Raw genomic sequence first — 18,914 nt, forward strand, 5'->3', positions numbered from 1 at the left:
CTGGCGGGACGTCGCCGCTGCTGCGGGCGCGTCCATGCGGACGTGGTTTCCTGTAGTGAATGATGCTCTCGCGCGGGAAAAAGTTGCATAGACCGATGGCCTATGCCGAGCAGCTTCGGGAGGGGCGATCAGCCCTCGGGAACATCCTGGAACAGCCTTCCCTGATCCAGTAGCAGACGCACCGGCGCGAAGCTGCGCCGGTGCTGCACGCAGGGACCGAGCCGCTGCAACGCGGCCAGATGGGCGGGTGTGGGATAACCCTTGTGCACGGCGAAGCCGTAGCCGGGGTAGCTGGCATCCAGGGCCACCATCAGGCGGTCGCGGGTCACCTTGGCAAGGATCGAGGCCGCGCTGATCGCCGGCTCCGACGCGTCGCCGCCGACGATGGCGCGGCCGGGGCAGGGCAGGTCCTTCGGCAGTTTGTTGCCGTCCACCAGTGCCTCCTGCGCGGCCGGCACGAGGCCGGCCACGGCCCGGCTCATGCCGGCCATGGTGGCCTGGAAGATGTTGAGACGATCGATTTCCTCGGCCTCGACCACGATCACGCAATGCGCCAGCGCATCTTCGACGATGTGCGGATACAGCGCCTCCCGCCGTTTCTCGCTGAGCTTCTTGGAGTCGTCCAGGCCGGCGATGGGGCGGGTTGGGTCGAGGATCACCGCGGCCACCACGACGGGACCGGCCAGCGGGCCGCGCCCGGCTTCGTCCACCCCCGCTTTTAACAAATCATGGTTTGGCAAGGTCGAGGTATCCGCGGCTGGGAAGGTATGGATGTGGGATAGGGGCTGCACAGCGCGTTCGCCTCCTCTCCCCTCCGGGGAGAGGATTGAGGCGAGGGACCAGGGCTTGCGAAGAGCGGCATCGAAGCCTGCTTCGGTGCAAACTTATCGCCAGCGTGTCCCCTCACCCTGGCCCAGGGGCAGAAGGGGGAAAGCTACGCCTCTCCGCTCAGGGAAGCGGGAGAGGATTCGCGCTCCAACAGCTCGCCAATCGCCCCGGCCGCCGCATCCGCTGCGCTGCCATCCAGTTCCGCCCGCAAGGCTCGATGCAATTGCTCGAACGCTGCGACGATGGCACCGCGGCGCTCGCTGTCGTTGAACAACGCCAAGGTAGCGTCGGCGAGTTTCGCGGCGGTGCAGTTGTCCTGCATCAGCTCGGGCACCAGCACCGCGCGCTCGCCCATGCCGCAGGCGCGGGCGAGGATGTTTGGCAGTGCGTAGACGTCGGTCTTGAGCATGCGCAGCAGCTTGGCGATGCGGTAGCTGGTCGGCGAGACGCGGTAGCCCACCACCATTGGGCGCTTGGCCAGCATCGCCTCCAGCGTGGCGGTGCCGGAGGCCAGCAAGACCACGTCGGCGGCCTGCATGGCTTCGTGGGCATGGCCATCGAGCAGCAGCGGTGCAGCACCATCCTGCCGGAATCTGGCGAGCAAGGTGCGCAAAGGCCCCAGCATGCGCGGGTTGGCGGCGGGAATCACCACGCGCAGGCCGGGCAGGGCACTGGCGACACGCCGCGCGGCATCGAGAAAGGGCTCGCCCAGCCGGGCCAGCTCGCTGCCGCGGCTGCCCGGCAGCACCGCCAGCACCGGGGCGTCCTGCGGCAACTGCAGCGCTTCGCGCGCGGCGGCGCGGTCGGATACCAGCGGAAAACGATCGGCCAGCGGGTGGCCCGTGAAGCGCGCATCGACGCCGTGTCGTGCGTAGATCGCTGGCTCCATCGGGAACAGGCATAGCACGCGGTCGGCCGAGCGGCCGATCTTTTCGGCACGGTGCTCGCGCCAGGCCCATACCGAGGGGCTGACGTAATGCACGGTGCGCAGGCCGGCCTGTTTCAGCCGATGCTCCACCCCGAGATTGAAGTCCGGCGCGTCGATACCGACGACTACCGCCGGTTTCGCGGCGAGCAGGCGCGCGACCAGTGCCTTGCGCAACTTGAGCAGGCGCGGCAGATGCGACACCACTTCGGCGAGGCCGAACAGCGACAGTTCGCGGATGTCGTACCAGGATTCGAAGCCCTGCGCCTGCATGCGCTTGCCGCCGATGCCGACGAAGCGCGCGTCCGGATACCGGGCGCGCAGCGCCGCAATCAGGTCGGCGCCGAGCTGATCGCCGGAGTCTTCGCCGGCGATGAGCGCGATGAGCGGGGCTCCGGTGGCTTCTGCGGTCGGCATGGTTCAGCTGTCAGAACAAAGGCAGGCGCGCTTGCCTGATTTGCTGATATGCGCTGCGCGCATATCAGCGGGCGAGCGCGCGCTCGCTGCGGTCGATGAAGTCGAGCATCGCGCGTACGTCGGCGCTGTCCTGCGCCTGCGCGACCAGCTGTTCGCGTGCCTCGGGCAGCGACAAGCCGGCCATGTACAGAGTGCGGTAGGCGCGCTTGATCGCGGCGATGCGCGGGCTTTCGAAGCCGCGGCGCTTCAGGCCCTCGCTGTTGATGCCGCGCGGGCGCCCGTGCTGCTCGTTCGCCATCATCAGGAACGGCGGTACGTCGGAGCCGACCAGACAGCCCATCGCGATGAAGGCGTGCGCGCCCACTTTGCAGAACTGGTGCACGCCGGCGTAGCCGGAGATGATCACCCAGTCGCCGATCTCCACGTGGCCGGCCAGCGCCGAATAGTTGGAGAACACCACGTGGTTGCCGACCTGGCAGTCGTGCGCGATGTGCACGTAGGCCAGCAGCCAGTTGTCGTTGCCGATACGGGTGATGCCGCCGCCGTCGCCGGTGCCGCGGTTGATGGTGACGAACTCGCGGATCAGGTTGCGGTCGCCGATCACCAGTTCGGTGCGCTCGCCGGTGAACTTCTTGTCCTGCGGCTCGCCGCCGATGGAGGCGAACTGCGCGATGCGGTTGTCGCGGCCTATGCGGGTCGGGCCCTCGATCACCACGTGCGGGCCGATCACCGTGCCGTCGCCGATCTCCACGCCGGCACCGATCACGCTGTAGGCGCCGATGGCGACGTTCGCGCCGATTTTCGCGGCCGGGTCGATCTGCGCGGTGGGATGGATCGACGCGGGATGGGTCATTTGTCGGACCTCGCCGCGCACATCAGCTCGCAGCTGGCGACTTCCTTGCCATCCACCACGGTGCGCGCCGCGAACAGGCCCATGCCGCGCATCACGCGCTTGACCGACACCTCCAGGCGCAGCTGGTCGCCCGGCACCACCGGCGCGCTGAAGCGCGCGTTGTCCACCTTGACCAGGTAGAACAACGGGGTGGCGGTGTTGCCCTTCATGCGGTTGCTGAGCTGGGTGAGCAGGCCGGCGGCCTGCGCCATCGCCTCCACGATCAGCACGCCCGGCATCACCGGATGGCCGGGGAAGTGGCCGTTGAAGAACGGTTCGTTGATGGTGACGTTCTTCAGCGCCACCACACTCTGGTCGGGCACGATCTCGATGACCCGGTCGACCAGCAGGAACGGATAGCGGTGCGGCAGCAATTGCTGGATCTGCTCCACGTTCACCGGCAGGGTCACGGTCGCGGCGTTGTCACTCATCGTTCTTTTCCTTCTCCAGCGCCGTCAGGCGGCGCGCGAAATCGTCCAGGTGCTTGAAGCGGGCGGCGCTCTTGCGCCACTGCCTGTTTTCCTGCAGCGGCGTACCTGAAGAATACTCGCCAGGCTCGCGGATCGAGTGCGTGACCAGGCTCTTGGCGGTAATGGTAACCCGGTCGGCGAGTTCCAGATGGCCAAGCACACCGGCGTTGCCGCCGATCATGCAGTAGCGGCCGATCTTCGCGCTGCCGGCGACCGCGGCGCAGCCGGCCATCGCGGTATGCGCGCCCACGTGTACGTTGTGGGCGATCTGGATCTGGTTGTCCAGCCGCACGTCTTCTTCCAGCACGGTGTCGTCCAGTGCGCCACGGTCGATCGTGGTATTCGCGCCGATTTCGCAATCGTCGCCGATGCGCACGCCGCCGAGCTGGGGGATTTTCACCCAATGGTCGCGCTCGAAAGCGAGGCCGAAGCCGTCGGAGCCGATCACTGCGCCGGGATGCACCAGCACGCGCTTGCCCAGCGTCACGCGTGTCACCAGGGTGACGCGCGCCACCAGGCGAGACTGCGCACCCACCGTGCAATCCTCGCCCACGATGCAGTGCGGGCCGAGCACCGCCCCTTCACCGATCACCGCGCCGGCGGCGACCACGCAGCAAGGGCCGATGCTGGCGCCGGCACCGATGCTCGCCGCGCTGTCGACCACCGCGCTGGGGTGGATGCCGGGTGTAGCGGCGGGCTGGCGCTCGTACAGCGCGGCGATCTTTGCGTAGGCCACGTAGGGATCGGCGGCAATCAAGGCGTCGACCGGGCAGTCGCTCAGATGCTCCTCGCGCAGGATCACCGCGCCGGCGCCGGAGGCGGCCAGTTGCGCGGCGTACTTGCCGTTGGAGAGGAAGGCCAGCTGGCTGGCGCCGGCATTGGCGAGCGTGGCGACGCCCCCGATGCGGCGGTTGCCGTCGCCGCGCAGGCGCAGGCCGAAACGTTCGGCCAGTTCGGCGAGGGTATGGCTGGGTTGCGGGCTCAAGGCTTGCTCCTCGGGAGGGCGGCTATTGTATCGGCCATGCGCCAAAACGCGAAAAGCGCGGCTTGCCGCGCTTTTCGCCGTACGACAGCGTCCCCTTCGATCAGAACGTGGAGCCGAAGGTGAACTGGATGCGCTCCTCGTAGTAGTTATCGCCCGGCTGGGTGCGGAACGGCAGCGCGAAGTTGATGATCATCGGACCCATCGGCGACTGCCAGTGCAGCGACAGGCCGGTGGAGGCGCGCAGCGTCTTGGCGCTGAAACTGTTCCAGTTCGCATAGGCGTTGCCGGTGTCGACGAACCAGGAGACGCGCGCGGTGTTGACGTCCTTGAGGAAGGGCAGCGGCAGGTACAGCTCGGCCGTGCCCAGCACCTTCAGCGCGCCGCCGATCGGCTGGGCGTAGTTGTAGTAGCTGCTGTTGCAGTAGCTGCCACTGCCTTGGGCAAGCGCACCGGTGCCGCCGCACAGGCGCGGGCCCAGGGTGTTGTCCTGGAAGCCGCGCACATCGGTCACGCCGCCGGAGTAGAAGTTCTCCCAGAACGGGAAGTCGTTGCGCATGTCGGTGGGCACAGGCGTACCCGCCGCGGCGTAGGCAGCCTTGAGCTGGTCGAACTGCGCATCGCTGATGCCGTTCTGGCCGTAGGTCTTGCCGTAGCCGACCACGCCGTTGAGGTAGAGCACGAAGCCGTGGCCGATCGGCCAGTAGTGGTTCGCCTGGCCGGTCAGCTTCCAGTACTTCACGGTGGAGCTGGGCAGGGCTACTTCGGCGTTCAGCGACAGCTGGCCGCCGCGGGTGGGCGCCCAGTAGCCGTTGCGGGTGTCCATGGTCCAGCCCAGGGTGCCGATCGTCGAGTGGATAGTGTAGTTGCCGATTTCGTTCTGGTAGTCGATCAGCTGCTGCGGCGTGTAGCCGGCGATCGAATTGACCTTGTTGCTGCTCAGGCCGATGCCGGCGCGCAGGCTCTGGTAGTCGGTGATCGGGATGCCGAGGTAGGTGGAGAACGCTTGCTGGCTGGTGGAGTAATCGGCGAACTCGCCGTTGTCCACGTTGTTGTAGTCGGTCTTGGAATAGGTGAGGTTGTAACCGATGCCGATGCCGTTGTCGGTGAGGTAGGGGTTGTAGTAGTTGGCGTTGTAGCGGGTGTAGTAGGCGCTGCGCTCGCCGCCGACGGAGACAGTGTCGCCGCTGCCGAACAGATTGCGCTCCGATACCGAGGCGGACAGGATGATGCCCGAGTACTGCGAGTAGCCGATGCCGAACTGCAGGCTGCCGGCGGACTGCTCCTCGACCTTGACGGTGACGTCCACCTGGTCGTCGGAGCCTGGCACCCGCTTCTTGTCGACGTCGACCTTCTTGAAGTAGCCCAGCTGCTGCAGGCGGATCTTGGAGCGGTCGATCGTCGCCTGCGAGTACCAGGAGCCTTCGAGCTGGCGCATCTCACGGCGCATCACGTTGTCTTCGGTGAGCGTGTTGCCCTGGAAGATCACCCGGCGCACGTACACGCGCTGGCCCGGCTCGATGTAGAGCGTGAGGTCGACGGTGCGCTTGTCCTTGTCCAGCTTCGGATAAGGCGTGACCTTGGCGTAGGCGTAGCCGATGTTGGCCAGCAGCGCCTTGATCGCCTTGGTGCTGGTCTCGATCGCGCCGCGGTTGAACACTTCGCCCGGTTTGACGAACACCAGCTGGCGCAACGTGGCTTCCGGCAGCACCATGGTGCCGAGCAGCTTCACGTCGGAAATCTTGTAGATCTCGCCTTCCTTCACGTCGGCGGCGATGTACATCGACTGCTTGTCAGGCGCGATCGACACCTGGGTGGAGTCGATGCCGAAGTCGGCGTAGCCGCGGTCCATGTAGTAGGACTGCAGTTTCTCCAAGTCGCCCTTGAGCTTCTCCTGGGAGTACTGGTCGTTCTTGGAGTACCAGGACATCCAGTTCGGCGTGCCCAGCTCGAAATCGTCGCGGATCTGCTTGTCGGTGAACGCGTGGTTGCCGACGATGTTGATCTCTTTGATCTTCGCCACCTGACCTTCGCGGATCTCGACGTCGATCGCCACGCGGTTGCGTTCCAGCCGCACCACGTGTGGGATCACCGACACGCTGTACTTGCCGCGGTTGTAGTACTGGTGGATCAGTTCCTGCTGCACGTTGTCCAGCGCCAGCCGGTCGAAGGTCTCGCCCTCGGCCAGGCCGATCGACTTCAGGCCCTTCTGCAGGTCTTCGGTCTTGATGTCCTTGTTGCCGCGGATGGTGAGCTTGGCGATCGACGGCCGCTCCACCACCTTGATCACTAGGATGTTGCCGTCGCGCTCCATTTCCACGTCGCTGAAGAACTTGGTCTGGTACAGCGCGCGGATCGCCCGCTGCGCCACGGCGTCGCTCATCTGGTCGCCGCGGCTGATCGGCAGGTAGTTGAACACCGTGCCGGCCGAGATGCGGCTGAGGCCATCGATGCGGATGTCCGAGATCACGAACGGATCGAAGGCGAGCGCCTTGGCGGAGAGGGAGGCAAGCAGAATCAGGGCGGCGATACGCTTCATCGTCGGTTCCGGTGGATGGTTTCGATCAGGCCGCCGGCCCGATCAAGGCACGCGACAGGGTGACGCTCCGTCGCGAGAAAGAACTGGTGCCCGCAAAGGGCGCCGGATGCAGCAAACCGCCGCGCGATGGCGCGGCGGTCACGAACGTTTGCGGCGTCGACGAACCGTGGGGGCGGATCATCGGCGTCACGACAGCAACAGGCGATGGATGTCGTTGTAGAACACCAGGCCCATCAAGCTGAACAGCAGCACCAGCCCGATGTACTGGCCGATCGCCATGGCCTGTTCGCTGAGCGGGCTGCCCTTGAGCAACTCGATAAGGTAATACAGCAGGTGGCCGCCATCCAAGACGGGGATGGGCAGCAGGTTCAGCACCGCCAGGCTCAGCGACACCATGGCGAGGAACTGCAGGAACCAGGCCAGGCCCATGTGGGCGCTGGTGTTGGCCATCTGCGCGATGCCGATCACGCTGGACAGGTTCTTGGTCGAAGCCTCGCCGCCCAGCATCTTGCCGATCATGCCGAAGGTCTGCGTGACGTTGCGCCAGGTGCCTTCCAGTGCGGCACCGAACGCGCGCAACGGGCCGTAGCGCAGCGTGGCGGTTTCCATCGGCGGCGCGCTGATGCCGATCATCCAGTCAGTAGGACTGCCTTGCAGGGACTCGCGTTTCGCCACGACTTCCAGCGGGATCGTCTGGCCGTTGCGCTCGACCACGATCGCCAGCTTCGGCGATACGGCCGCGCCCTGCTGCACCAGCTTGCCCAGCGCTTCGAAATCCGACACCGGCTGGCTGTTGACGCTGAGGATGCGGTCGCCGCCCTGCATCCCGGCCAGCGCGGCAGGCTGATCGTCCAGCACGGTCGCAGCCACCGGGGGCGGCGGCGCCGGTTGCAGACCCAGTGTGGCAAGGTACTGGTCGACAGGCTGGCCAGGCGGCAGCTTGTCCAGCGGCAGCAGCAACTGCCGCTGCGTGCCGGCGGGATCGCGTACGGTCAGCGGCAGCGGGCTGCGGTCCAGCAAGGCGTTGGCGATCGCGTCCAGCGAGTCGCTCAAGGTGTCCACGTCGCGGCCGTCGATGCTGAGAATGCGGTCGCCCGGCTGGATGCCGGCCACTGCGGCCATGCTCTGCGGCTTGGCCGTGACGATGGGCGCCGCATCGGGGCGGCCCAGCATGAACATCAGCCACAGCGCGGCCACGGTGAAGATCAGGTTGAAACCCGGTCCGGCCAGCACGATCAGGATGCGTTTCCACACCGGCTGGCAGGTGAATTCCTGGCTCTGCAACTGCGGCGGCACCACGCCTTCGCGGGCGTCCAGCATCTTCACGTAGCCGCCCAGCGGGATCGCGGCGATCTGGTACTCGGTGCCGTCGCGGCCGATGCGTTTCCATACCGCCTTGCCGAAGCCCACCGAGAAGCGCAGCACCTTTACGCCGCAGCGGCGCGCGACCCAGTAGTGGCCGAACTCATGGAAGGTCACCAGCACGCCCAGCGTGACCAGCAACCAGAACACCGAGCCGAAAAAAGAAGTCATCAAGCGCCGCGACAGGAAATCAAGGGTGACAGGATATCAGCAAGCCCGCCGCAACAGGCGTCGGGCCGCAACCCGCGCCTCGCCGTCGCGTGCGACCAGAGACTCCACATCGACCACGGCTTGCGGCGGCAGTTCCGTGAGCACGGCTTCCACCACCTCGGCAATGGCGAGGAAGGGCAGTGCGCCAGCCAGGAAGGCTTCCACCGCCACCTCGTTCGCGGCGTTCAGGATGGCCGGCGCGTCGCCACCGGCGCGCAGCGCCTGGAAGGCGAGGGCGAGGCAGCGGAAGGTTTCCAGGTCCGGCGCCTCGAATTGCAGCGCGCCGCTGCTGGCGAGGTCCAGCGGGGCCACGCCCGCTTCCACCCGTTCCGGCCAGGCCAGCGCATGGGCGATCGCGGTGCGCATGTCCGGGTTGCCGAGCTGGGCCAGCACCGAGCCGTCCACGTATTCCACCAGCGAATGCACCAGGCTTTGCGGGTGGACCAGCACCTGGATCGCATCGGCCGGCGCGCCGAACAGGTGGTGCGCCTCGATCACTTCCAGGCCCTTGTTCATCAGTGTGGCCGAATCCACCGAGATCTTGCGGCCCATCGACCACTTGGGGTGCTTGCAGGCCTGGTCCGGCGTCACGGCCGCCAGTTCGGCGCGCGTGCGGCCGCGGAACGGGCCGCCGGAGGCGGTGAGGATCAGCTTGCGCACGCCGCTGGCGCGCAGGTCCGGGCGCCCGCCGGGCAGGCACTGGAAGATCGCGTTGTGCTCGGAGTCGACTGGGATCAGTTCGCCGCCGCCAGCGCGCAACGCCTCCAGCAGCAATGGGCCGGCCAGCACGATGGATTCCTTGTTGGCCAGCAGCAGGCGCTTGCCGGCGCGGGCGGCGGCGAGGGTGGAATCCAGTCCGGCGGCACCGACGATCGCGGCTACTACCGTGTCGCACTGTGGGCTCGATGCGGCGGCGGTGAGCGCGGCATGGCCGCTGGCCACCTCGCAGCGCACGCCGGCGGCAGCGAGCCGGCGCGCCAGTTCGCCTTCGAGCGCGGGGTCGGCGATCACTGCCAGCTCGGGGCGGTGCGTGACGCACAAGCCGGCGAGCGCCTCCACGTTGCGGTGCGCGCTCAGCACGCTGGTGCGGAAGCGCTCCGGATGCCTGGCAATCACGTCCAGCGTGCTGGCCCCGATCGAGCCGGTGGCGCCGAGTACCGCGATCCGTTTCATCGCCGCCGCCTCATCTCACAACCCCAGCAGCCACAGGCCTAGGGCGAACACCGGCAGGGCCGCGAACACGCTGTCCAGCCGGTCCAGCAGGCCGCCGTGGCCGGGGAAGATGGTGCCTGAATCCTTCACCTGAGCATGGCGCTTCATCAGGCTTTCCAGCAGGTCGCCCACAATGGAGGCGGCCACCGTGAATACAGCCAGCACGGCGAGGCCGGGCATCGCCGTGCCGCGCACGCCGAGCAACCAGCCGCCAACCAGGGCGACCAGCACGCCTGCGACCAAGGCACCGTAAGCGCCGGCGCGGGTCTTGCCGGGGCTGATCTGCGGTGCCAGCTTGCGCTTGCCGAAGCGGCGTCCGCTGAAATAAGCGCCGATGTCGGCGGCCCACACGATGATCAGCGCCAGCAGCATCCACCAGTGGCCGTGCGGCTCACGGCCGTGCAGGGCGATCACCGCCATCCAGGCGGGGAACATCACGAAGGCACCGGCGACGAGCTTCAGTGCGCGGTTTTCCGGCGTCGGCGCCGCAGCGAAGGCGAAGCGCCCCAGCCACACGCAGGCCAGCAGCCACCACGCCACGCCCAGCACCAGCAGCAGCGTGGTCAACGGGCCAGCGTGCGCAAACCAAAGCAGCGCGAACAGCACGACAGCTACCAGGAGCAGGGCGATGCGCCCGCCCGCCTGCCGCACGCCGGCAAGGCGCGCCCATTCCTCCAGCGCGCCCAGGAACACCGCGGCGCCGACCACGGCGAACCACGGCGTGGGCAGCAGCAAGATGATCAGGATCGCCAGCGGCGCGAGCAGCAAGGCAGTGAGGACGCGCTGGGCCAGCATGCTTATCCCTTGTCCGAGGCGATCTGTTCGCCGGTACGACCGTATCGGCGCTCGCGCCGGCCAAAGTCCTCGATCGCCTGATGCAGACTGGCCTGGTCGAAGTCCGGCCACAGGGTATCGGTGAAATGCAGTTCGGCATAGGCCGCCTGCCAGAGCAGGAAGTTGCTGAGGCGGCACTCGCCGCCGGTGCGGATGAACAGATCCAGCGGCGGCAGCTCGGCCAGGCACATCCGCTCGCTCAGCGCAGCCTCGTCGATCGCCCCGGCGTGCAGTTCGCCACGCGCCACGGCAACGGCGGCCCGCTGCGCGGCCTGCACGATATCCCAGCGGCCACCATAGTTCACTGCGATGTTGAGGTGCAGCTTGCTGTTGTCCGCGGTGCGCGTCATCGCTGCCTGCATGCGCTCGCGCAGCGGTTCATCGAATGCGGCGAGGTCGCCGACGAAGCGCAGCCGTACGCCCTGGGCGTGCAGTTCCTCGGTTTCCTTGTCCAGCGCGCGCACGAACAGCGCCATCAGCGCGCCGACTTCTTCTTCGGGGCGCCGCCAGTTCTCGCTGGAGAAGGCGAACAGGGTGAGCGCCTCGACACCTTCCCGCAGGCAGCCCTCCACCACCTCGCGTACCGCCTTGCGGCCGGCGTTGTGGCCGAAGCTGCGCGGCCGGCGGCGCGCCTTCGCCCAGCGGCCGTTGCCGTCCATCACGATGGCGATGTGGCGGGGGATGGCGGGTTTGGAAGTCATGGTGCGGCTTGGGCCGATCCTTCCCTGGTAAGGGAAACGCCGCTCCGGAGGGGGCGGCTGGTTGCGTGGTCGTCGCGAGCTTGCCTCTCCCCCCCTGGCCTCTCTCCAGAGGGGCGGGCGCGTGGTCCGCGCGGATCCGCCGGCGGGCGCGTCGAAGTGCCTCGGACGCGCCGGCTGCGGCGGGATCGCGGGCTTACATGGACATCAACTCGTCTTCCTTGGCCTTCACCACGCCGTCGACATCCTTCACGAAGCGGTCGGTGAGCTTCTGGATGTCGTCGTCGGCGCGGCGTTCCTCGTCCTCGCTGATCTGCTTGTCCTTGAGCAGATCCTTGACCTTCTGCATGGCGTCGCGGCGCACATTGCGGATTGCGATCTTCGCGTTCTCGCCTTCGTGCGACACATGCTTGGCCAGCTCGCGGCGGCGCTCCTCGGTGAGCGGCGGCATGTTGAGGCGGATCACGGTGCCGGCGGTGGTCGGCGTGATGCCGATGTCCGAGGCCAGGATGGCCTTCTCGACCGGGCCGACCAGGCTCTTGTCGAACGGGGTGATGATGATGGAGCGCGAATCGCCGAGGGCGACCGAGGCCACCTGGTTCAGCGGCATCTCCGAACCGTAGGCCGGCACCTTGATGCCGTCCACCAGCGCGGTGCTGGCGCGGCCGGTGCGCAGGCGGGTGAGCTCATGCTTGAGCGCGTCGATACTCTTGCCCATGCGGGTCTGGGCATCGGTCTTGATGTCGTTGATCATGGGCGTGTTCCGGTGGATCGGGCTAGCCGGCGAGTATAGCAGCGCGCGCCGCCACGGCTGGCGGGCGCGTCAGGGGCGCTCAGTTGTGGACCAGGGTGCCGATCGGCTCGCCGCGCATGATGCGCAGCAGATTGCCCGGCACCGTCATGTCGTAGATGCGCAGCGGCATGTCGTGGTCGCGGCACAGCGCGATCGCGGCGGTGTCCATCACCTTGAGGTTGCGCTGGATCACCTCGTTGTAGCTCAGGTCGTCGTAGCGCTTGGCTTCCGGGTGGCGGGCGGGATCGGCGGTGTACACGCCATCGACCTTGGTGGCCTTCAGCAGCAGGTTCGCACCGATCTCCACAGCGCGCAGGGCGGCGGCCGAGTCGGTGGTGAAGAACGGGTTGCCGGTGCCGGCCGCGAACAGCGCGATGCGGCCCTTCTCGATGTGGCGGATCGCCCGGCGGCGGATGAAGTCTTCGGCCACGTCGTGGATCTGGATCGCGCTCATCACCCGGGCGTAGCCGCCACGCTTTTCGATGGCATCGGCCATCGCCAGCGCGTTCATCACGGTGGCCAGCATGCCCATGTGGTCGCCGGTGACGCGGTCCATGCCGGTCGCCGCCAGGCCCTCGCCGCGGAAAATATTGCCGCCGCCGATCACTACGCCGACTTCGACGCCAGCGCGGCGCACCTCGATGATCTCGTCGGCCAGCCGGCCGATCACCTTCGGGTCGATGCCGTAGTCGGATTCGCCCATCAGCGCCTCGCCGGAGAGCTTGAGCAGGATGCGGCGGTACTGGGGCTGGTCGCTCATGGGGTCTCCGGATTGTGTTGGCGCAAACCGTCACATTGTAGCGATTGCAGCTTCCTGCGGCGAGCTTGCGCAGGCGCCGGATGTGAAAAAGGCGGGACCAGGAGGGTCCCGCCTTGGGTCGCACCAGCGACTGGGTCAGGCGAGGTTCTTCGCCGCGAATTCCCAGTTGGCCAGGTTCCAGAACGCCTCCAGGTACTTCGGGCGGGCGTTGCGGTAGTCGATATAGTAGGCGTGCTCCCACACGTCCACCGTGAGCAGCGGCTTGTCGCTGCCGGTGATCGGGGTGGCTGCATTGGAGGTGTTGACGATACCCAGCGCGCCGTCCGGGCGCTGTACCAGCCAGGTCCAGCCCGAGCCGAAGTTGCCGGCGGCGGACTTGGTGAACTCCTCCTTGAACTTCTCGAACGAGCCGAACGCCTTGTTGATCGCGTCGGCCAGCTTGCCGGTGGGCTCGCTGCCGCCCTTCGGGCTCAGCGAATGCCAGTAGAAGGTGTGGTTCCAGATCTGCGCGGCGTTGTTGAACACACCGCCGGAGGACTTCTTGATGATGTCTTCCAGGCTGGCGCCCTCGAACTCGGTGCCCTTGACCAAGTTGTTGAGGTTGGTCACGTAGGCCTGGTGATGCTTGCCGTAGTGGTATTCCAGCGTCTCGGCGGAGATGTGCGGTTCGAGCGCGTTCTTTTCGTAGGGCAGCGGGGGGAGTTCGATCGCCATGAATGGCTCCTTGAGGGTGGCTGGAAGAAGAGGTCGCGACGGCCGACGGCGGCCGATGGCCGACTGATACAATACCGGTCCGCCTGCATTGTAAAGATGAAGCATCCTGCTATGGACGTAAACGAGCGAATCAAGTCGCTGCTCGCCGCACACCCGATCGTGCTCTTCATGAAGGGCACGCCCGAGTTTCCGATGTGCGGTTTTTCCAGTCGCGCCGCACAGGCGCTGCAGCAGGCCGGCGCGCCGTTCCATGCGGTAAACGTGTTGGCCGACCCGGAGATCCGCGCGGCGCTGCCGCACTACGCGAACTGGCCGACTTTCCCGCAGCTGTTCATCGAGGGCGAGCTGATCGGCGGTTGCGACATCGTGGTGGACCTGCAGGCTTCCGGCGAGCTGGCGCGCATGGCCGGCGACGTGACCGGGGCGGCCCAGGAATGACACTGCCGATGGCGCACCTTCCCGCAGGCTGGATGCCTGCAAGCGATACGCTGGCCGGTCGCGTGGTGCTGGTCACCGGCGCCTATGGCGGCCTGGGCGGCGCGGTGGCGCGTGCGGCGACGCGCGCCGGCGCCACCGTGGTGATCAGCGGCAAGCGCAAGCGCCAGCTCGAGCAGTTGTATGACGCGATGCTGGCCGAGGGTTTGGCCGAGCCGGTGATCCATTCGCTGGACATGGAAACCGCAACGCCGCGCGAGTACACCGCGTTGGCCGACGGCCTGCGCCACGATTTCGGCCGGCTGGATGGCATTGCGCACTGCGCCGCCAGCTTCGCTGGACTTACTCCGGTCGGCATGCACAAGCCCGACGACTGGCTGCGCGCGATGCACGTCAACATCAATGCGCCGTTCGCGCTGACCCAGGCCTGCCTGCCGTTGCTGCAGCAGGCGGCCGACAGTGCGGTGGTGTTCGTGCTGGACGATCCGTCGCGGCTGGCGCGCGCGCACTGGGGTGCCTACGGCGCTTCGAAGGCGGCGCTGGAACGCTTCGCCGCCATCCTGCACGAAGAGACCGACGAGAGTTCCCTGCGCGTGCATGCGCTGCTGCCCGCACCGATGCGCACCAAGCTGCGCCGGCAGGCCTATTTCGGCGAGGACACCACGCAGCACCCGTTGCCGGATGCGACGGCGCAGGCCATGGTCTGGCTGCTCGGCGCGCAGGGACTGCCGGCGCGCGGCCGCGTGCTCGATTTGCGGGAAACGGCATGACGAACGGCCATCGTCAAACAGGGGCGCGCTGATGGAAACGCAGATGACCACCTTGGCGGCCGGGATCATGCTGTTCCTGATCATGGACCCGCTGGGCAATATCCCGATCTTCCTCAGCTTGCTCAAGGACGTGCCGCCCAAGCGCCGTCGCCGCGTGATGGTGCGCGAATTGCTGATCGCGCTCGGCGTGCTGCTCGGTTTCCTGGTGGGCGGGCAGTGGTTGTTGGACTTGCTGCAGCTCAAGCCCGATTCGATCAGCATCGCTGGCGGCATCGTGCTGTTCCTGATCGGCATCCGCATGGTGTTCCCGCCGGCGGACGGCGGCGGCATCTTCGGCAAGTCCGGCAGCGGCGAGCCCTTCATCGTGCCAATGGCGATCCCCGGCGTGGCCGGGCCCTCGGCCATGGCTGCGCTGCTGCTGCTTACCAACACCCAGCCGGGGCGCACCGCCGACTGGGCGATCGCACTGATCGGCGCCTGGCTGGCCACGGCGGTGATCCTGCTGTGCTCCACTTACCTGTTCCGCTGGCTGGGCGAGAGCGTACTGACTGCGCTGGAGCGCGTGATGGGCATGTTGCTGATTGCCTTGTCCGTGCAGATGTTCATGGCCGGCGTAGCGGCCTTCCTGCACCTGAAGCTCTGAGAGCTTGTTCAATGTCCGCGCCGGGAGCTGTTTGCGCGCAGGCCAAGGAAGAACGAAGGAGTGGATGTCCGTCCACGACGGAGTGATGACGCGGGCATGGGGCAGACAGGCCCGGCCCCGGAACTTATAGGTGCAGGGGTTGCTCTCGCATGGCCGCCATGCGGCAGCGCGCGGCTTGACCCGTCAGGCAGGCGCTGCGCCACGCGCCATCACCTGACGGCCATGCGAGAACAACGCGAGCTATGCGGAGACTTTGAACAGGCTCTGGGCCTATCGGCAAGGGCGAGCGGCTGACATTCGGCGGCTGCGCTGGCGTGTTGCAGTCAACCATCCATCGAATACCGACACGCCCATTTGCCCATGGCCGGCATGGTGTATCCGGCAGATTCGGACAGGCCGCCGACACTTGCGTGCGGATAATGGCAATTGTAAAGATACTGTCAGACGATCTCGCCAAAATGCTAACATTGGCGTAAGGATTCCACGGGCGAATCCAGAAGTTCAGCGGTCAGGATGCGATTTTCGCCTTCGGACCGCACAAGCAATAGCCGCATTCATCCACCTGGCTTTACGGTCGGGTTTTTTTGCGCCTGAAGAAAGCGTTTTTTCTTGCACATTCAGCAAGAAATTGATGGGTGCGGCGAGATCCTGCAGTGCTGAGCGCTTCTGTTGCGGAGTGTGTTCGTGCGATCCGGATGGATCGCACGGTCGGCGGGGTAGTGCGGCAGGGAGCCGCGACGGTCGGCGTAGCCGACTTCGCGGTGCCGTTCGCTTCCTCCGGAACTGCAGGTTGAATCCGAATGAAAAATCCAACCATGGGGTTCTGACGTAATGAAACGAAATCATCTTTCCCTGGCGATTGCGCTGGCCTGCTGCATGGCATCGGGTATGGCGCTGGCGCAGACCGCGACAAACCAGACCGACTCCGGCACGGCCGGTCAGTCCAGCCAGCAGCGTTCCAGCGTGTCGAGCACGTCGAACACGACGAACTCGAATGACACCAAGCGCGGCGTGCAGCAATTGAGCGCGGTGCAGGTGACGGCGCAGTCGCTGGCGCTCGGTGGCGGCCTGATGTCGGTGCAGACTGCCCCGAAGGCTGTGTCCACCGTCAGCCGCGACGCTATCGTCCAGGCCGCGCCGGGCGCTACCTTCGTGCAGATGATCGACAGCATTCCGGGTGTCAATGCGTCGACCGACGACGTGAGCGGCCTGGCCAACGGCAACTACCAGATCCGCGGTTTCACCAGCGACGAAATCGGCACCACCGTGAACGGCGCGCCGGTCAACGACAGCGGCAACTACAAGGTCTACTCGACCGAATACGGCGACGCCGAGAACTATGGCGACATCACCGTGCTGCAGGGTTACCCGGACGTCGATACGCCGATCTCGGGCGCTGCCGGCGGCGCGATCTCCTGGGTCACCATCGATCCTTCGCACACTGCCGGCCTGGATGTCACGCAGAGCTTCGGCGACCACGACTATCGCCGCACCTTCCTGCGCCTCAACACGGGCGACCTGGGGCCGGTGCGCGCCTGGTTGTCGTACTCGAACAACACGGCCAACCAGTGGCGCGGCCCGGGTGACATGAACGTCACCAAGGTCGATGGCAAGGCGCTGTGGACCATCGACGACAACAATTTCGTCTCCGCATCGTTCCAGTACAACCGCGAGCGCAATTACTCCTACAACAGCCTGACCAAGGCGCAGATCGCCCAAGGCGGCTACTTCCAGAGCTACGACACGGCCTACAGCCCGACCGACACCTACTACTGGAAGCTTCACACCAACCCGTTCCAGAGCTGGATGGCCAGCATGGACGGCGAGTTCAGGCTCACCGACAGCCTGCGCCTGTCGGTGGTCCCGTACTTCTGGTACGGCAACGGCGGCGGTGGCGGCGGCTACAAGTTCACCGAATCGACCCTGACGCAGAACACCATTGGCTACGCCGACCAGGATCTCAATGGCGACGGCAAGATCGGTGGCAGCGCCGTGGCCTATGCCTTCAACGCGACCTATACCTATCGTCCCGGCATCATCGCCAAGCTGAACCAGGATTTCGGCATGGACGACAGCCTGGAATACGGCTTCTGGTACGACCGCCCGCGCCAGCAGCAGAATGAGTTCTTCACGCCGGCCGTCAACGGCGATCCGGCCGACTTCTGGGCCACCACGGACCTCATCCGCTACTCGAACGGCGTGGTACAGCGCCTGTACCGCGAGTACACCAACTCCGACACCCGCAAATTCTTCGCGACCAACACCTGGACGCCGAACGACCAGTGGACCGTCACGGTGGGCGCGGCCTATCTGTGGGAGCAGCGCAGCGGCTACGACTACGAGAACTGGGGCAGCCAGAGCAGCAATCCCAAGTACGCGCAGTACGGCGGCCAGGCCAGCGCCACCTATCACAAGGTCAGCCCGACCGCGGGCGTCAAGTACCAGCTCAACGACGAGAACCAGTTCTACCTTGGTGCGGGCCAGACCTTCCGCGCCCCGATCAACGGCGCGCTGCTGCAGAACTTCGCCGTGGCGGCGAACTCGAAGAACACCGCCAACACGGCGGCTGGCGCCTACGTCAACAAGCCTGAGACGGCCACCACGGTGGACCTGGGCTGGCGCTTCTATGCCGACCAGTTCTCGGCCAACATCGACGCCTACCAGTCGCACCTGAACAACAAGCAGATTTCGGGTTACGACAACGCAACCGGCAGCACGGTCTACCTGAATCTGCCCAAGATGCGTATGCGCGGCGTGACTGCCGAGGCCAGCTACAAGCTGACCAAGGACTGGACCGTATACGGGAACTACTCGCTGCAGCGGGCCACCCTGGAAGGCAACGTCGATACCCTCGGCGACGGCACCTATCCGACGCAGGGCAAGACCTTCCTCAACACGCCGAAGAACTCGGGTTACATACGCGTGGCCTACGACCACGGTCCGTTCTGGGCCAGCCTGGACGCCAAGTATCGCGGCTCGGTCTATGGCGACTGGATGAACACCGAGAAGGTGGGCGGCTACACGGTGTTCAACCTGAATGCCGGCGTGAACCTGCCGGACTTCGCGAGCTGGCTGCGCCACCCGTACATCAAGCTCAACGTGTTCAATCTGGGCGACCGCCGCGCCTTGACCAACGCCAGCAACATCGGCGCGTTCCTGGCGAGCAACCCGGGCGGCATGTATACCGATCCGACCACGGGCAAGGCCTTGTACGCGTCGGCGCCGTATTACTCGCTGCTTGAGGAACGGACCTACATGGTCACCTTCGGCGTTTCGTTCCACTAAAAACCGGGTCATCAGCCTGCGGCTGACACAGCGCGGGCTCTCAGGCCGGCACCTTCGGGTGCCGGCTTTTTTTTGCCCTGAGCCGCTGCAACGGCGGTCGCGCCCGCACATTCGTGGCGCAAATGCATGCGCTTTGTGCGTCAAA

General features: G+C 66.2%; 17 protein-coding genes. 4 read left to right on the forward strand and 13 right to left on the reverse strand.

The annotated features are described in order from the left end of the window. Nucleotides 1-128 precede the first annotated feature (128 nt). The 13 genes from rnhB to sodB all read right to left on the reverse strand — a co-directional run bounded on the left by rnhB (nucleotide 129) and on the right by sodB (nucleotide 13,636). The gene (gene rnhB, locus ISP14_RS08195; protein ID WP_404539152.1) at nucleotides 129-773 is read right to left on the reverse strand and encodes a ribonuclease HII; all 645 of its coding nucleotides are present in this window, start codon (nucleotides 771-773) and stop codon (nucleotides 129-131) included. Nucleotides 774-934: 161 nt separating this feature from the next. Then, the gene (gene lpxB / locus ISP14_RS08200; RefSeq protein ID WP_404537998.1) at nucleotides 935-2,170 is read right to left on the reverse strand and encodes a lipid-A-disaccharide synthase; all 1,236 of its coding nucleotides are present in this window, start codon (nucleotides 2,168-2,170) and stop codon (nucleotides 935-937) included. A 64-nt stretch (nucleotides 2,171-2,234) separates the two neighbouring features. Then, nucleotides 2,235-3,023 (reverse strand): acyl-ACP--UDP-N-acetylglucosamine O-acyltransferase, encoded by a 789-nt coding sequence (lpxA, locus tag ISP14_RS08205; RefSeq protein WP_404537999.1) that lies wholly within the window; start codon nucleotides 3,021-3,023, stop codon nucleotides 2,235-2,237. Then, a complete protein-coding gene (gene fabZ / locus ISP14_RS08210) occupies nucleotides 3,020-3,493 on the reverse strand; it encodes a 3-hydroxyacyl-ACP dehydratase FabZ (RefSeq protein WP_404538000.1) in 474 nt (157 codons plus the stop codon). The genes lpxA and fabZ overlap by 4 nt, the downstream gene beginning before the upstream one ends. Continuing rightward, nucleotides 3,486-4,517: a UDP-3-O-(3-hydroxymyristoyl)glucosamine N-acyltransferase gene (lpxD, locus tag ISP14_RS08215; protein WP_404538002.1), complete on the reverse strand. Its 1,032-nt coding sequence runs from the start codon at nucleotides 4,515-4,517 to the stop codon at nucleotides 3,486-3,488. The genes fabZ and lpxD overlap by 8 nt, the downstream gene beginning before the upstream one ends. A gap of 100 nt (nucleotides 4,518-4,617) precedes the next feature. After that, on the reverse strand, nucleotides 4,618-7,053 hold the full coding sequence (gene bamA, locus ISP14_RS08220; protein WP_404538004.1) for an outer membrane protein assembly factor BamA: 2,436 nt from the start codon (nucleotides 7,051-7,053) through the stop codon (nucleotides 4,618-4,620). A 186-nt stretch (nucleotides 7,054-7,239) separates the two neighbouring features. After that, nucleotides 7,240-8,586, reverse strand: a complete 1,347-nt coding sequence (rseP, locus tag ISP14_RS08225; RefSeq protein ID WP_404538005.1) for an RIP metalloprotease RseP — start codon at nucleotides 8,584-8,586, stop codon at nucleotides 7,240-7,242. 36 nt (nucleotides 8,587-8,622) lie between these two features. Then, a complete protein-coding gene (locus tag ISP14_RS08230) occupies nucleotides 8,623-9,798 on the reverse strand; it encodes a 1-deoxy-D-xylulose-5-phosphate reductoisomerase (RefSeq protein WP_404538007.1) in 1,176 nt (391 codons plus the stop codon). A gap of 15 nt (nucleotides 9,799-9,813) precedes the next feature. Continuing rightward, on the reverse strand, nucleotides 9,814-10,632 hold the full coding sequence (locus ISP14_RS08235; protein WP_404538009.1) for a phosphatidate cytidylyltransferase: 819 nt from the start codon (nucleotides 10,630-10,632) through the stop codon (nucleotides 9,814-9,816). A gap of 2 nt (nucleotides 10,633-10,634) precedes the next feature. Continuing rightward, complete coding sequence (gene uppS / locus ISP14_RS08240) at nucleotides 10,635-11,372, reverse strand: polyprenyl diphosphate synthase (protein ID WP_404538010.1); 738 nt, start codon at nucleotides 11,370-11,372, stop codon at nucleotides 10,635-10,637. A 193-nt stretch (nucleotides 11,373-11,565) separates the two neighbouring features. Continuing rightward, nucleotides 11,566-12,123 carry a ribosome recycling factor gene (gene frr, locus ISP14_RS08245; protein ID WP_404538012.1) on the reverse strand — a complete coding sequence of 186 codons (558 nt, stop codon included), beginning with the start codon at nucleotides 12,121-12,123 and terminating at the stop codon, nucleotides 11,566-11,568. 79 nt (nucleotides 12,124-12,202) lie between these two features. Beyond that, entirely contained in the window at nucleotides 12,203-12,922 is a 720-nt protein-coding gene (gene pyrH / locus ISP14_RS08250) for a UMP kinase (protein ID WP_404538014.1), read from the reverse strand. A gap of 135 nt (nucleotides 12,923-13,057) precedes the next feature. Further along, nucleotides 13,058-13,636 (reverse strand): superoxide dismutase [Fe], encoded by a 579-nt coding sequence (gene sodB, locus ISP14_RS08255; protein WP_404538016.1) that lies wholly within the window; start codon nucleotides 13,634-13,636, stop codon nucleotides 13,058-13,060. A 111-nt stretch (nucleotides 13,637-13,747) separates the two neighbouring features. Between sodB and grxD the strand changes: the two genes are divergently transcribed. From grxD to ISP14_RS08275, 4 genes are all read left to right on the forward strand, one after another. After that, nucleotides 13,748-14,074 carry a Grx4 family monothiol glutaredoxin gene (gene grxD, locus ISP14_RS08260; protein WP_367844413.1) on the forward strand — a complete coding sequence of 109 codons (327 nt, stop codon included), beginning with the start codon at nucleotides 13,748-13,750 and terminating at the stop codon, nucleotides 14,072-14,074. Next, nucleotides 14,071-14,841, forward strand: a complete 771-nt coding sequence (locus ISP14_RS08265) for an SDR family NAD(P)-dependent oxidoreductase (protein WP_404538018.1) — start codon at nucleotides 14,071-14,073, stop codon at nucleotides 14,839-14,841. Before grxD ends, ISP14_RS08265 begins: the two co-directional genes overlap by 4 nt. 43 nt (nucleotides 14,842-14,884) lie before the next feature. Next, a complete protein-coding gene (locus tag ISP14_RS08270) occupies nucleotides 14,885-15,484 on the forward strand; it encodes a MarC family protein (protein WP_404539159.1) in 600 nt (199 codons plus the stop codon). Between the two features lie 831 nt (nucleotides 15,485-16,315). Beyond that, nucleotides 16,316-18,769: a TonB-dependent receptor gene (locus ISP14_RS08275; RefSeq protein WP_404538020.1), complete on the forward strand. Its 2,454-nt coding sequence runs from the start codon at nucleotides 16,316-16,318 to the stop codon at nucleotides 18,767-18,769. Nucleotides 18,770-18,914: the final 145 nt, after the last annotated feature.

It is taken from the genome of Dyella agri (genome assembly GCF_044904705.1).
Taxonomy (GTDB): Bacteria; Pseudomonadota; Gammaproteobacteria; order Xanthomonadales; family Rhodanobacteraceae; genus Rhodanobacter_A; species Rhodanobacter_A agri.